The organism is Hoyosella rhizosphaerae (assembly GCF_014643175.1).
Lineage (GTDB): Bacteria > Actinomycetota > Actinomycetes > Mycobacteriales > Mycobacteriaceae > Lolliginicoccus > Lolliginicoccus rhizosphaerae.
In genome coordinates this window covers 66,913-80,639 of sequence record NZ_BMJH01000001.1, presented here as the reverse complement: position 1 = coordinate 80,639, position 13,727 = coordinate 66,913, and the positions used below count along the sequence as shown (strand labels likewise).

The window sequence follows — 13,727 nt, the reverse complement described above, 5'->3', positions numbered from 1 at the left end:
GTACAGTTCCACCATTCTAACGGCGACGAGAGGTACTTCGTTCCTCCGCGAACTGCGGGACCACGCTAGGGGCAGGCGCGCCCGCTCCAGCATCACGCAAACGGAGCCGTCCACGGCTGACCGACCGCAGTGTGCCATTGAGGAATTCTTCGAATTCACCCAACTTCGCATCAACGTAATCGTCACAATCGGCGCGCAACCGCTCAGACTCAGCATGAGCTGCGTCAACGACCCTGTTTGCCTCGGCTTGTGCAGCCTGGACTACCTCGGATTGCGATACAAGACGCTGCTGCTCGGCGACGCCCTCGCTCACAGCACGTTCGTAGGCTGCGTTACCCGATTCGATGAGTCGATTAGCTTCACTTCGCGCGCGTGCGGTGATCGCCTCAAACTCACGTTGGCCGCCCTGCACCGTGCGATCGGCTTCCGCTTGCGACTCCGACACAAGTTGCTCAGCATGAGCTTTCGCCTCGGCGACCATCCGGTCAGCCTGCGCTTTCGCCTCCCGCAACATTCGGTCGGCGTCCTCGCGCGCATTGCCCACAGTGGTCTCGGCTTCGTCGTTCGCCGCAGTCACAGTCTGCTCAGCGTTTTCCCGCGCGTCGTTTACAAGCTTGTCCCGATGGTCGAGCACATCTTGTGCATCGTCAAGCTCGGACGGAATCGCCTCACGAATATCGTCAAGCAAATCAAGCACGTCGCCACGCGGCACAATGCAACCCGATGTCATCGGCACACTACGTGCCTCTTCAACTATGGCCACAATTTCATCAAGTGCGCCGAAAACTCGATACACCGCTACCCCACATCTCTGACTGTGCTTTTGCAGTAAGTGCGTCTCTCACACGCTAGTCTGCCCGGACTGGTCGGCTTCCGCATCATCAGATCACAGGTATCTTCCGCGCGCGAGCCTGTCTGCCCAGCTCCAAGCTTGGAGCATAGTCCTTCAACGACCGCTGGCCTACCATCTACGTCGCCTGTCGCTCTTTAATGCGCGCAAGCAAGGCCTCGTGCACTGGGTCCGGCAAATGCTGGGCAACATCGCCGCCGTAGGTCGCCACTTCTTTAACCAGCGAACTCGACACGAAACTGTAAATCGGGTTTGTAGCGGTGAAGAACGTGTCAACACCGGTCAGTTCCTTGTTCATCTGCGCCATCTGCAGTTCGTACTCAAAGTCGCTGACCGCCCGCAGACCCTTGACTATGGCAGTGAGGTTTTCTTTGGTGGTGTAGTCAACCAACAATCCCTGCCACGAATCCACTTCCACATTGGGCAGGTGAGACGTGACTTCGCGAATAAGCTTCATGCGCTCATCAATAGTGAACATGCCCTGCTTATTCGGGTTAACCAAGACCGCCACCACTACGCGGTCGAAGTTTTTCGATGCACGCTCAATAACATCGAGGTGGCCACGGGTGATGGGATCAAAAGATCCGGGGCAGACGGCTCCACTCATGACGCTGACGGTAACAGGTCCGTCGGTGTGGCGAACTCACCGATGCTGATCCGTGTCTCGCCATACGTCCTATCAAGCACATCGTCGAAACCAGTTGGCCAATTCGGCGACGATGATCTCGCCGATCTCTCCACAACGACAAAGGCTTCGGGGCTCAACCATCCGTTGCTACCCAACCCGACAAGCAAAGCCTCGATTGTGTCGTCATCAACGGCGTACGGCGGATCGGCGAAAACCAAGTCAAAACCATGTTGGGCTGGTTTCTGAACAAAATGCAGTACGTCTTCTTTTGTCACCACAGCTCGGTCCGTCAGTCGGGTGAGGTGCAAATTTGTTTTGATCACCGACACTGCGCGCCCGCTGTTTTCGACAAAAGTGGCGTGTGCGGCGCCACGCGACAGCGACTCAATAGCCAATGCTCCCGACCCAGCAAACAAGTCGAGCACCCTGATGTCGGCGAAGTCGAGTCGGGCCTGCAACGCGCTAAACAGCGCTTCACGCACGCGGTCAGAGGTTGGCCGCGTGCCGGTAGGAGGCACCTTAATCCGGGTGCCTCCTACCGCACCAGCAATAATTCTCGTCATTCGGACGCAGCCGACTCGATCACGGCAATCAAGTCTCCCCCCTCAACCTGCTGCACCGAACTGATGGCGATGCGCGCCACCGTACCTGCCTTATGCGCAGTGATTGAAGCCTCCATCTTCATGGCCTCAATGGTGGCCACGGTGTCCCCGGACTTCACCGACTCGCCCGCTTTCACCGCAATCGTGACAACACCAGCGAATGGCGCAGGTACATGGTCCGGGTTGTTCTTGTCAGACTTCTCCGACGATGGCGCCTCGCTGGAAATGGAGTGGTCACGAACCTTCACCGGGCGCAGTTGCCCATTGATCGTGCACATCACCGTGCGCATGCCCTTCTCATCAGGCTCTGCGATCGCTTCGAGTCCGAACAACAGGGTTACGCCTGGCTCTAGGTGGACCTGATGTTCCTTGCCTGGTTGCAGCCCATAGAAGAATTCACTACTCGACACCAGTGAGGTGTCACCAAACTCCTCCTGGTGGTCAAGGAACTCACGGGCGGGGCCGGGGAACAGCAACGTATTCAAAGTTTGCTGGCGCTTGGCGCTGTCCCCTTCAGTAAGCGCGCGTTCAGTGTCAGAACTGAGTTCCGGTGCTGGCTTCGCGGCGGCGCGGCCTTCGAGAGCTTTCGTGCGGAACGGTTCTGGCCACCCACCTGCGGGGTCGCCGAGCTCACCGCGCAAGAACCCAATCACTGAATCTGGGATGTCGAACGACCCGGGATCTTCCGCAAATTCGTCGACGGAAACATCCGCACCCACAAGGTGCAACGCCAGATCGCCCACAACCTTCGATGAAGGCGTGACCTTCACCAGGCGACCGAGGAGCCGATCCGCCGCAGCGTAGGCGTTTTCGATCTTCTCGAAGCGGTCACCCAAGCCCAGGGCGATGGCCTGCTGGCGGAGGTTCGACAGCTGACCACCCGGGATCTCGTGTTCGTACACCCGCCCGGTCGGCGACGGCAGCCCTGATTCGAACGGGGCGTACACCTTTCGTACAGCTTCCCAGTACGGTTCGAGCGCACACACTGCACCAAGATCAATACCGGAGTCGCGATCGGTGTGAGCTGCGGCGGCAACAATAGCTGACAGAGCTGGCTGGCTCGTTGTCCCCGCCAGCGGCGCTGCGGCACCATCCACTGCGTCGGCCCCCGCACCCCACGCTGCCAGGTACGTAGCAAGCTGCCCACCTGGAGTGTCATGAGTGTGCACATGGACTGGCAGGTCAAACCTGGATCGCAGGGCGCTCACCAAGGTTGCTGCAGCAGGGGCCCGCAGCAAACCAGCCATATCCTTGATTGCCAGGACATGCGCACCAGCGTCAACTGCCTGTTCCGCAAGCTTGAGGTAGTAATCCAGCGTGTACAGGTTTTCATTTGGATTACTGAGGTCACCTGTGTAGCTCAATGCAACCTCAGCCAACGCTGTGCCCGTCTCGCGAACGGCATCGATTGCGGGACGCATCTGATCAATATTGTTCAACGCATCAAAGATGCGGAAGATGTCGATTCCGGTCTTTGTGGCTTCGTCGACAAAGGCGCGCGTCACACTTTCCGGGTACGGGGTGTAGCCCACAGTGTTTCGCCCGCGAAGCAGCATCTGCAAACAGATGTTCGGCACTGCCTCCCGAAGCTGGGCGAGACGCTCCCACGGATCTTCGTGGAGGAATCGCAAGGCAACGTCGTATGTAGCGCCACCCCAAGCCTCGATACTCAGTAGCTCCGGCGTGGTGCGCGCGACGTGTCCCGCGACACCCAGAAGGTCCCGGGTACGGACACGAGTGGCGAGCAAAGACTGGTGCGCGTCACGGAAGGTTGTATCCGTCACCCCGATGGCCGACTGTGCACGTAGTGCCGCCGCGAAACCTTCCGGCCCCAACTTCAGCAGTCGTTGACGCGAACCGTCCGGAATCGGAGCGTCCTTGTCCAGCTTGGGAAGTTTGGTGCGCGGATCGAAGTCGACTGGCCGCTCCCCATGCGGCTTGTTCACTGTGACGTCGGCGAGATACCGCAGTATTTTTGTGCCACGGTCGGCTGGAGTGTGCTGGGTGAGAAGGTGCGGTCGCTTGTCAATGAACGAGGTGTTGACATTGCCCGACCTGAAATCGGGATCGTCGAGAACGCCCTGCAAGAACGGGATGTTTGTGGAGACTCCACGAATGCGGAACTCCGCCAATGCTCGCCGCGCACGGCGCACCGCTGTATCGAAATCCCTGCCACGGCAGGTCAGTTTGACCAGCATGGAATCGAAGTAGGCGCCAACTTCAGCACCCAACGCTGTACCGCCGTCAAGGCGAACACCAGCCCCGCCCGGGGTGCGGTACGCCGTGATGCGACCGGTGTCGGGTCGGAATCCGTTGGTGGGGTCCTCAGTGGTGATGCGGCACTGCAGCGCGGCACCGCGCAACACGATCGACTCCTGCGTCAACCCGAGGTCGGACAGGGTTTCTCCACTGGCAATGCGCATTTGTGCCTGCACAAGGTCAACATCAGTGACCTCTTCAGTTACCGTGTGTTCCACCTGGATGCGTGGATTCATCTCAATGAACACGTGTTTTCCGCGCTCATCGAGCAAAAATTCAACGGTACCCGCGCACGAATACCCGATGCTGCGAGCAAACCGCACAGCATCCGCACACATCAGGTCCCGAGTTTCCTCAGGAAGATTTGGTGCTGGGGCAAGCTCCACAACTTTCTGGTGGCGGCGCTGAACCGAACAATCACGCTCGAAAAGGTGAATGACGTTGCCCGCTTTGTCAGCGAGGATTTGCACCTCGATGTGGCGCGGATTGACGACAGCTTGCTCCAGAAACACTGTGGCGTCACCAAACGCCGATTCTGCTTCGCGCTGCGCCTGCTCAATTGCCTCACGGAGATGGCTCTTCTTGTCGACCCTACGCATTCCGCGACCGCCACCACCGGCCACAGCTTTAACGAAGACTGGAAACTCCATTGTCTTCGACGCAGCGATCAGCTCATCAATGTCTGCGGTGGGCTCAGAAGACTTCAACACCGGCAGTCCGGCTTCCCGAGCCGCGTTAATGGCGCGGGCCTTGTTCCCTGCTAGTTCGAGAACTTCAACTGAGGGACCAACGAAGGCGATACCCGCTTCTTCACAAGCCGCCGCGAGATCAGGGTTCTCCGAAAGGAAACCGTACCCAGGGTAGATAGCATCCGCGCCCGCGTTTGCGGCAGCGTTGATGATTTCGGACACCGACAAATAGGCGCGCACCGGGTGCCCGTGTTCGCCGATCTCGTAGCTTTCGTCAGCTTTGAGCCGGTGAATCGAATTTCGGTCTTCGAACGGAAACACAGCCACAGTAGCGGCACCGAGTTCGTAAGCTGCGCGGAAAGCCCGCACTGCGATTTCACCTCGGTTGGCGACAAGAACTTTGGTGAACATATGAGTGCCAGCTCCTTACGTTTGCTCACGCGGATCGCTGAGCCTCAGCAGCGACATCGCGAGTGCACTGCAAAAGCTCCGTATTTAGGAACACTACCGGGCGTCAGCCCGATTGCGTCACGCCTTCTCAAGGTAGTCAATGTTCGCTACCGAAGTGGCAGCGCGCACGAGTTCCGCCAAACCTGGGTGACTGGTCAGGTCGCGATCATCTGAAACCAACTCCTCGGCTAGATCCCTTGCAGCACTGATGACCTCGCCATGTTCAAGCAAAGACAACAGCCGCAGGGATGTGCGCGTACCCGACTGTGCTGCCCCAAGAATGTCGCCCTCCCGGCGGGTACGAAGGTCCAACTCTGCAAGACGGAACCCGTCGGTGATCTCCGCCACCTCGCCCAGACGAGACAGCGCTGCCGATCCCTCAGGAGCCTCGCTCATCAAGATGCACAAGCCCGCGTGCTCACCTCGACCCACCCGTCCGCGCAGCTGGTGCAGTTGGCTCACACCAAAGCGATCGGCGTCGGCGATCACCATCACCGTCGCATTTGGAACATCAACGCCGACTTCGATCACCGTTGTGCACACCAGGACATCAATGTTCCCCGCTGAGAACTCTCGCATGGTGTAGTCCTTCTCATCCGCCGCTAATCTGCCGTGGAGTAACCCCAAACGAAGGTGTGACAACGGTCCTTGTTCAAGGTGCTCGAACATGTCGACTACTGAGGTCGTTTCGGGACCTTCCTTACCGCCTGGCGGTGACGAGTCGTCATCACCAATGCGCGAGCACACCACATAAGCCTGACGCCCCCGGTCAACTTCCTCCGAAATCCGCTCCCACACCCGAGGCAACCACCGTCGAGAAACTCCAAGAGCGAGAACCGAACTTGCGATGGGGCTACGCCCGCGCGGAAGCTCCCGCAACGTCACCACGTCCAAGGCGCCGAACACTGTCATAGCAATCGTTCGCGGAATGGGCGTCGCAGTCATCACCAACATGTGTGGCGTGAGTCCTTCGCGCGCCTTGGAACGCAAATGATCACGTTGCTCAACCCCAAACCGGTGCTGCTCATCGATGATGACCAACCCCAGGTTGAAAAAGTCCACCGAATCTTGAATAAGCGCATGGGTTCCAATAACGATCCCGGCGTCTCCGGACACAACGCTCAGAAGCGACTTCTTACGTTGAGCGGTATTCATCGACCCAGTGAGCAACGCGACAGCAGTCGAGTTCGGAGCACTTCCAAGTTCACCACCCTGCCCTAGCGCGCCCAGCATATTGCGCAGCGAACGGTAGTGCTGCGTCGCCAACACCTCAGTGGGAGCAAGCATTGCGCACTGGAACCCGGCGTCAACGGCCTGCAACATTGCCCGCAGCGCAACGATTGTTTTGCCCGAGCCCACTTCGCCCTGCAGCAGCACATTCATCGGGTGCGTTGCGGCAAGTCGCTCACTAATTTTGCTTCCCGCGGCCTTTTGGCCAGCGGTGAGCACAAAAGGCAGTTGTTCTTCGAATGCAGCCGCGATTCCGCCACTCCGCGGTGGCATGGGGGGTGCGGCCCTGCGGGACTCATCACTTCGCTGCTGGGCCAGTACTAGCTGCATCGTCAATGCTTCATCAAACCGAAGGCGATCCCGCGCAGTGTCGTAGTCACTAGGCCGATCTGGAAGGTGCACTGCCCTCAGCGCAGTATCTAAAGACACCATGCCCCGCGTCTGCCGAACAGATTCCGGCATTGGGTCAGCGATTTCGCCTAGTTGGTTCAGAACTACCCGAATCGCCGTCCACACTTCCCAACTTTGAATTTCTCGGGTTGAGTCGTAAATCGGGATGATGTCACGGGCAAAGACATCCTCGTCAACAACGCCTGCAGACTTTTGTTGCGCGCGCGCCAACTCCGCCAGTTGGCCACTCCCCCGAACTCGGGCGTCCTCGCCTGCCCCCCGCAACTCGACATAGCTCGGATGAGTCAGTTGCATAGTGCCTCTGAAGAACGACACAGTTCCCGAAAACATCATCCGCAAACCTGGTTTCAGAACGTGGCGCAGTTTCTGCGGGTTGAAAAAGGTCGCCTCAAGCCGCTGGCGGTCAGCCTGCAACGTGAGCTTCAAGAAACTGCCGCGGCGATTCTTCATCGGAACAAGATCAGCGCGCGTGATATTCGCAACGACGGTGATGTGATCGCCAGGTTCGGCCTGCTCGTCGCCCAATGGAACACCGTTGCGCGCGTACCGCCTCGGGTATATCCGCAGAAGATCACCCACGGTGTGCGCGCCGTACTGCTCACCCAAAGTGAGCACAGTCTTGTCACCCAGCAACCCTTGCAGTGGTGACGACAAAGTGACCGAAGTGCCCACCGCCGTCACTCCACTCCAATCTGGATAATGTCCTCGCTCTGCCCGCCGGAATACATCATGACCTCGACACCCGGGTGATTCCGGTCGATATGCTCCTCGACCACCCGGTCGAAATCAGCAACGAGGTGACTATCGCCCGTCAGTACCGTCACCAGCTCCCCACCAGCACCCAACATCAAGTCCACCAGCTTCAACGCCGACCGCTTGAATTCGTCATCAATGACAAGCACCTCGCGCCCAACCAACGCCAAAAAGTCACCAGACTCGCATGTGCCAGCCAGTGTCAAAGCCCTTTCATGCGCCTGCCGCACCGATCCCCACCGCGTTCCTGCCGCAGCGGCAGCCATAGCATACGAATCATCCGATGCGGCCCTCGTCGGATCATGCACAGCAAGCGCTGCTAGCCCTTGCACCAAACTCGACGTCGGTAGCAGAACCGCAGGATGCCCCAATTGCCGAGCTTGAGTACTTACCGCCACTAGCTCCTCAGGGCGAATAAACCCATTAGGCAGCACAAAAATCTCGTCCGCACGCACAGCCAACACAGCGTCAAGCAAATCCTGCGGTGTGCACTCCCCGCCGCACCGAAGCACCGACGCGCCCTCGCTATGAAACAACTCCGCGCACTTATCGCCGTTAACGATGGCCAGAACGGTGCGTATGCGCGGCTTTGACGACGGCGAAAACCCTGGCTGGTCAGCACCAAAAGCGGTGATTCGAATGTCATATGGGACACCAACCGCAAGCCCAGCCTCCACAGAAGCACCGGGATCCATGCTGTGCACATGCACCGACCACACTCCAGAACCGTCACCCACAACGATCACTGAATCACCTAGGTCTGACAATTTGTCCCGCAACTGCGTAGCCCCGTCGTCACCGCACCCACGAAGCAAGTACATGATCTCGTATTCGACCCCGCCAGCGGAATACTCATGCACGTGCTCCGTCACGCACGCCATCACGTCCTGGGAGTTCTGCGCACCCTCATCGTCAACAGGCAGGTTCCCAGGGGTAGCAGCGCGCGCTGCATACGAAGGCCTCGTCGGGATATCACCAGACACCACGCCCACCATCGCATCCAGGATGATCAACAATCCCAAACCGCCAGCGTCGACGACACCCGCTTGCCGCAACACCGCCAGCTGCGACGGCGTGGTCTCCAATGCTTCTGCTGCCCCATCCGCCGCGGCGCGCGCAACCACAGGTAGGTCACCATCCGACGCAGCCGCTGCAGCCCACGCCGCACCACGAAGAACTGTGACGACCGTGCCTTCAACAACATTCGACATCGAACGGCCGACCAATTCGAGGGCTCCGCTGAGCGCATTTTGGTAGACCCTGCCATCAATGGGGCCATGCGCTGCGGCATCAGCCACACCGCGCAGCACCTGAGACAAGATGACGCCAGAGTTCCCCCTCGCGCCCGCCACTGCACCCCGCGCCAACGCCACCGCGAGGTCATGCACAGAAACATCCGGAGTGTTTAACGCCAGCGAGGCAGCATCAAATGCAGCCTTCATCGTGAAGTGCAGGTTCGTGCCGGTATCGGAATCCGCTATCGGGAAAACATTCAGCAGATTGATCTCATCCCGTCGGGCATCAAGACCCTCGACACATGCCGACGCCCATTGCATTAGGGAGCGAGCGTCAAGTTCGTTCAGAACCTTCAGCACTACACACCCCTCCCCATCAGTGGACCCTCATGTCCGATTACCTCAAAGCGTAGCCCGCCATACCGGTCATGTGGTGGACCTTCACCGCACGAGGCACGTCCTAAAATTACGGCAAGCGCCAATCAACCTCGTCGGCTCCAAGATCTAAAAGATGCTCATTGGCGCGACTAAAAGGTTTGGACCCAAAGAACCCCCGCGAGGCCGACAACGGAGACGGGTGCGCTGATTCAATAATCGGCACATCTGGCAACAACGGTTTCAACGTCGACGCATCACGGCCCCACAAAATGGCCACCAACGGATCAACTCGATCCACCAAGGCATGGATCGCCTGCTCCGTCACTGCCTCCCAGCCCTTACCGCGATGAGATGCTGGCTGCCCCGGCTGCACCGTGAGAACCCTGTTCAACAACATCACGCCAGCTTTCGACCACGGAGTCAGATCTCCGTTCGACGGCATCGGAAACCCAAGATCGTCGGAGTACTCGCGAAAAATGTTGCTTAAGCTACGCGGCAATGGGCGAACATCGGGCGCCACCGAAAAACTGAGCCCCACAGCGTGCCCCGGTGTCGGATATGGGTCCTGCCCCACGATCAGAATCCGCACGTCCGCAAGTGGTTGCTGGAATGCCCGCAAAATGTTCGCGCCGCTGGGCAAGTATCCGCGACCGGCCGACTGCTCGGCCCGCAAGAACTCCCCCATTTCCGCAATCACCGGCTCTACCGGCGCCAGCGCCTCAGCCCAGCCAGCTTCAACAATGTCGGACAATGGCTTGGGCGCCATGACTCTGCTTCTCCTCTACCGTTGCGGTTGCATCGCCACTAATCGAGTCGACGCAAAGCCTCACGATAGTAGGTTGCGTTCGCCATATACACCGCAGTGTTGCCGTCGACGTGCCCGACCGGCACCTCGTAGCCTTCGCGGATCTTCGCTGGAACACCCAAAGCCATCCGGTAGGCGGGTAGTTGGAAATTGAACGGCACCACTGCACCGGCGCCGACGATCGCGTTCTCGCCAATCACTGAGCCGTTGAGCACAATCGAGCCGGATGCGATAAGGCAGTTCGGCCCAATAACGGCACCCTCGATGTGCGCGTTGTGCCCCACCACGCAATTTTCCCCAATGACTGTCGGGTGAACACTCGTGCAATGAATGATCGTGCCATCTTGAATGTTGGACTTGGCACCGATGGAAATGGTGCCGTAGTCACCACGAAGTACGGTCGTCGGCCAGATGGAAACGCCTGCTTCAAGGGTGACCGAACCGATGACAACGGCATCTGGGTGTACGTAGGCATCGGGATGAATGGACGGGACCCTGTCGCCGAGTGCATATATCGCCATCGCGCAAGCATAAAGCAAGTGAGACACACTGTCACAGCTGATGGTCTGGTGGTGGTTTCCAGTGGGGCTCCGACTTTGTGCAAACGCTCCCACTTTTTCACCGCAAAACCGGGAGCGTCCGCACAAAACGGGAGCGCGAAGCCAACAAGCCCCAAAAGCATCACTCAGTGCGGCGCCAACTCGTCCACCCACGCTGTTCGACGCGCGCCCCATCGACGGTGACGCCGGAACCGGCAGACACGCTGCCGACCCGCCTAAATGGTGCGGGCACAGTCTGATGAGACGCAAAAGTCGCCACGAGCGCGTGGTCTTCTCCACCGCCGAGTACCCAATCCAACGGGTCGACCCCCGCCATTTCTGCCACTTCAGCTACCGCCGACGGTATCGGGAGCAACGCCGTTTCTATGTCGACCCGCACCTGCGAGGCTGCAGCCACATGAGATAGGTCCGCGAGCAACCCGTCCGATGTGTCAATCATGGAATGCGCACCGGCATTCGCTGCCGCGATCCCTGCGGTATACGGGGGGTCGGGCACACGATGAACATGCACGCAGTCAACAAAAGGTGCCAACGAATCGGAGTTCATGTTGGCCAGCAGATGAAGCCCTGCTGCTGACTTTCCGAGTTCACCCGCAACGGCAACAACGTCGCCGGGTTGTGCTCCACTACGCAGGACAGCCGTTCGCCCCTGCAAAGAGCCCAAAGCGGTCACCGACACAGTGATTTGATCGGACTGCACCAAGTCGCCGCCACTAATCCCGGCTCCAAATCTGGCGGCCTCAGCCCATAGCCCCGCTACCAGATCGTCGGTGAACGCCACCGAAGTATCTGCGGGGCACCCTAAGGACACAAGGAACGTCACTGGTATCGCACCCATCGCAGCAAGATCTGCCGCATTTTGTGCGATCGCTTTGCGCCCTATGTCGCTTCCCGTCGACCAGTCCACACGAAAATGCCTACCCTCAACGAGGGTGTCCACGCATGCCACAACAGCAGCACCATCGATCGTGACCACTGCGGCGTCGTCGCCGGGCCCCACCTGCACATCTGCGGGCTGTTGACGCTGGTCCGTGGCGCGGGCGATGACGGAAAATTCGCCGATTTCGCTCACTGTGGCGTCGCTGACATTGGGAAGATCTGATCGGTCAGTTGTCACTGCATTAGAGTACGGTGGCGCTGTGAACGATACGTCGTCAGAACGAATGTCACCCGCAATCATTGCGACGGCAGTGGCTCTGCCAGTGATTCTGGTTGTCGCTCTCATCGTGGCGGCGGTGGTGTTGCAGCGGACCGCCCCTTCCCAACCTGTCCCTCTCTCCGTGGTGCCTGCGCCCGACGCCGAGTCGGAGCAATGTGCCAGTGTGGTGTCGGCGCTGCCCGACACGCTGGGAGACCTTGAGCGGGCGGAGTTGTTGGATCCGGCGCCTGTGGGTGCTGCGGCATGGCGCTTGGCGGCCTCGCTTGATGACCCAGTTGTGTTGCGGTGTGGGCTTGACCGGCCCCTTGAGTTTGATCGTGCTGCCGCGTTGCAGATCATCAACGGCGTGGAGTGGTTCGAGGCATCAGGCGCCCCGCTCGGGATTGATTCAAGCACCTGGTACGCCGTCGACAGGGGAATCTACATAGCCTTGACTGTCCCCAACGGCTCAGGCCCTACCCCACTCCAGGTGGTGTCCGACACGATCGCTGATGTGCTGCCGCCACAACCGATCGACCCGGCACCAATTAACTAGCCCGCTGGCCCAATCCCCCGCTACCGAAGCCCAGTCCCGCGAGCGATTGCGGTGTCGATGAGGGTGGAAATCAAATCGGAGTATTCAACACCACTCGCTGCCCATACCCGCGGATACAGCGAGATCGATGTGAATCCCGGCATTGTGTTGATCTCGTTGATGACCGGTCCGTCAGCGGTCGAGAAAAAGTCGACTCGTGCCAGGCCTTGGCAATCAAGGGCACGGAATGCCTCTACGGCGATTCGCTGAATTTCTTTCGTTTCGACGTCGCTTAAGTTTGCGGGTACATCAAATTCAGTGACGTCATTGATGTACTTAGTTTCGAAATCATAGAAAGCGCCGCCTTCTGCGTCGCCCACGTGTGTGTCGGGCAATCGAATCTCGGCGATGACGCTGGCCTCGACCCGCCCATCAGGAAACTCCAGGACACCACATTCGACTTCACGACCAACAATGCCCGCCTCGATGATCACCTTGGGATCGTGTTCCCGAGCGACAGCAATCGCGTCAGCCAGTTGGTCCCAGGAGGTGATGCGGGAGATCCCGATTGACGATCCACCCCGAGCGGGCTTAACAAAAGCGGGCAAGCCGATGGCCTCACGCTGAGCATCCGTGACCTCGTGCGTACCCGGGCGAAGAATGATCTGACGGCCTACCGGTAGCCCTTCGGCAGCAAGGAGTTTCTTGGTGAATTCCTTATCCATCCCTGCGGCGCTGGCCAAAACGCCTGGTCCCACGTATGGAACACCAGATAGTTCAAGCAGGCCTTGAATAGTGCCGTCCTCGCCGTATGGCCCGTGGAGGATGGGGAAAACAACATCGACATTGGCGAGCAGGCGGCCCATTTCGGTGGAGTCCATTGCGATGACGGCACCGTCACTGGCAGGCGAAGGCGACAAGCACACCTCTCCACCGGCGGGATCGACAGAGGGCATCGTCTTATTTGCGATCACGAGTTTGTCCGGGTCGGTGACGCCCTGCACCCATGCACCGGCTGTGGTGATGCCGATGGGGGTGACGTCGAACCGGTCCCGATCGATGTGGCGGAGCACACTGCCAGCCGACACACACGACACGGGGTGCTCGCTGCTGCGCCCACCGAAAATGACTGCTACTCGAATCCGCTTGTCAGACACTCTGGTAACGCTACCTTCCGAAAACTTGGTCATGCGAATGGTCGTAC

The 13,727-nt window shown here is 59.1% G+C and carries 11 protein-coding genes; 1 reads left to right on the top strand and 10 read right to left on the bottom strand.

Features of this window, described 5'->3' with window-relative positions; genetic code table 11:
* Positions 1 to 16: 16 nt before the first annotated feature.
* The 9 genes from IEW73_RS00360 to IEW73_RS00320 all read right to left on the bottom strand — a co-directional run bounded on the left by IEW73_RS00360 (position 17) and on the right by IEW73_RS00320 (position 11,967).
* Positions 17 to 796 carry a DivIVA domain-containing protein gene (locus tag IEW73_RS00360; protein WP_188669651.1) on the bottom strand — a complete coding sequence of 260 codons (780 nt, stop codon included), beginning with the start codon at positions 794 to 796 and terminating at the stop codon, positions 17 to 19.
* A 172-nt stretch (positions 797 to 968) separates the two neighbouring features.
* Positions 969 to 1,457, bottom strand: coding sequence for a pantetheine-phosphate adenylyltransferase (gene coaD, locus IEW73_RS00355; RefSeq protein ID WP_188669650.1), 489 nt, complete (start codon positions 1,455 to 1,457; stop codon positions 969 to 971).
* Positions 1,454 to 2,041, bottom strand: a complete 588-nt coding sequence (gene rsmD / locus IEW73_RS00350; RefSeq protein ID WP_188669649.1) for a 16S rRNA (guanine(966)-N(2))-methyltransferase RsmD — start codon at positions 2,039 to 2,041, stop codon at positions 1,454 to 1,456. Before rsmD ends, coaD begins: the two co-directional genes overlap by 4 nt.
* Positions 2,038 to 5,439 (bottom strand): pyruvate carboxylase, encoded by a 3,402-nt coding sequence (locus IEW73_RS00345; protein ID WP_188669648.1) that lies wholly within the window; start codon positions 5,437 to 5,439, stop codon positions 2,038 to 2,040. Before IEW73_RS00345 ends, rsmD begins: the two co-directional genes overlap by 4 nt.
* 117 nt (positions 5,440 to 5,556) lie before the next feature.
* Positions 5,557 to 7,791, bottom strand: coding sequence for an ATP-dependent DNA helicase RecG (recG, locus tag IEW73_RS00340; RefSeq protein ID WP_188669647.1), 2,235 nt, complete (start codon positions 7,789 to 7,791; stop codon positions 5,557 to 5,559).
* A gap of 5 nt (positions 7,792 to 7,796) precedes the next feature.
* Positions 7,797 to 9,467, bottom strand: a complete 1,671-nt coding sequence (gene fakA, locus IEW73_RS00335; RefSeq protein WP_307816180.1) for a DAK2 domain-containing protein — start codon at positions 9,465 to 9,467, stop codon at positions 7,797 to 7,799.
* Positions 9,468 to 9,573: 106 nt separating this feature from the next.
* Positions 9,574 to 10,251 (bottom strand): uracil-DNA glycosylase, encoded by a 678-nt coding sequence (locus tag IEW73_RS00330; protein ID WP_188669646.1) that lies wholly within the window; start codon positions 10,249 to 10,251, stop codon positions 9,574 to 9,576.
* A 38-nt stretch (positions 10,252 to 10,289) separates the two neighbouring features.
* Positions 10,290 to 10,811, bottom strand: a complete 522-nt coding sequence (locus IEW73_RS00325) for a gamma carbonic anhydrase family protein (protein WP_188669645.1) — start codon at positions 10,809 to 10,811, stop codon at positions 10,290 to 10,292.
* A 160-nt stretch (positions 10,812 to 10,971) separates the two neighbouring features.
* Positions 10,972 to 11,967 carry a thiamine-phosphate kinase gene (locus tag IEW73_RS00320; protein ID WP_188673167.1) on the bottom strand — a complete coding sequence of 332 codons (996 nt, stop codon included), beginning with the start codon at positions 11,965 to 11,967 and terminating at the stop codon, positions 10,972 to 10,974.
* 46 nt (positions 11,968 to 12,013) lie between these two features.
* Between IEW73_RS00320 and IEW73_RS00315 the strand changes: the two genes are divergently transcribed.
* Positions 12,014 to 12,544 (top strand): DUF3515 domain-containing protein, encoded by a 531-nt coding sequence (locus tag IEW73_RS00315; protein WP_229675828.1) that lies wholly within the window; start codon positions 12,014 to 12,016, stop codon positions 12,542 to 12,544.
* Between the two features lie 20 nt (positions 12,545 to 12,564).
* Here the strand turns inward: IEW73_RS00315 and IEW73_RS00310 are convergent, their stop codons facing one another.
* Entirely contained in the window at positions 12,565 to 13,680 is a 1,116-nt protein-coding gene (locus IEW73_RS00310) for a D-alanine--D-alanine ligase family protein (protein ID WP_279345065.1), read from the bottom strand.
* Positions 13,681 to 13,727: the final 47 nt, after the last annotated feature.

What these genes read in the sequence shown, in the direction of transcription:
- coaD (WP_188669650.1), bottom strand. Translation starts at nt 1,457, where the DNA reads ATGAGTGGAGCCGTCTGCCCCGGATCTTTTGATCCCATCACCCGTGGC.
- rsmD (WP_188669649.1), bottom strand. Translation starts at nt 2,041, where the DNA reads ATGACGAGAATTATTGCTGGTGCGGTAGGAGGCACCCGGATTAAGGTG.
- IEW73_RS00345 (WP_188669648.1), bottom strand. Translation starts at nt 5,439, where the DNA reads ATGTTCACCAAAGTTCTTGTCGCCAACCGAGGTGAAATCGCAGTGCGG.
- IEW73_RS00330 (WP_188669646.1), bottom strand. Translation starts at nt 10,251, where the DNA reads ATGGCGCCCAAGCCATTGTCCGACATTGTTGAAGCTGGCTGGGCTGAG.
- IEW73_RS00325 (WP_188669645.1), bottom strand. Translation starts at nt 10,811, where the DNA reads ATGGCGATATATGCACTCGGCGACAGGGTCCCGTCCATTCATCCCGAT.
- IEW73_RS00315 (WP_229675828.1), top strand. Translation starts at nt 12,014, where the DNA reads ATGTCACCCGCAATCATTGCGACGGCAGTGGCTCTGCCAGTGATTCTG.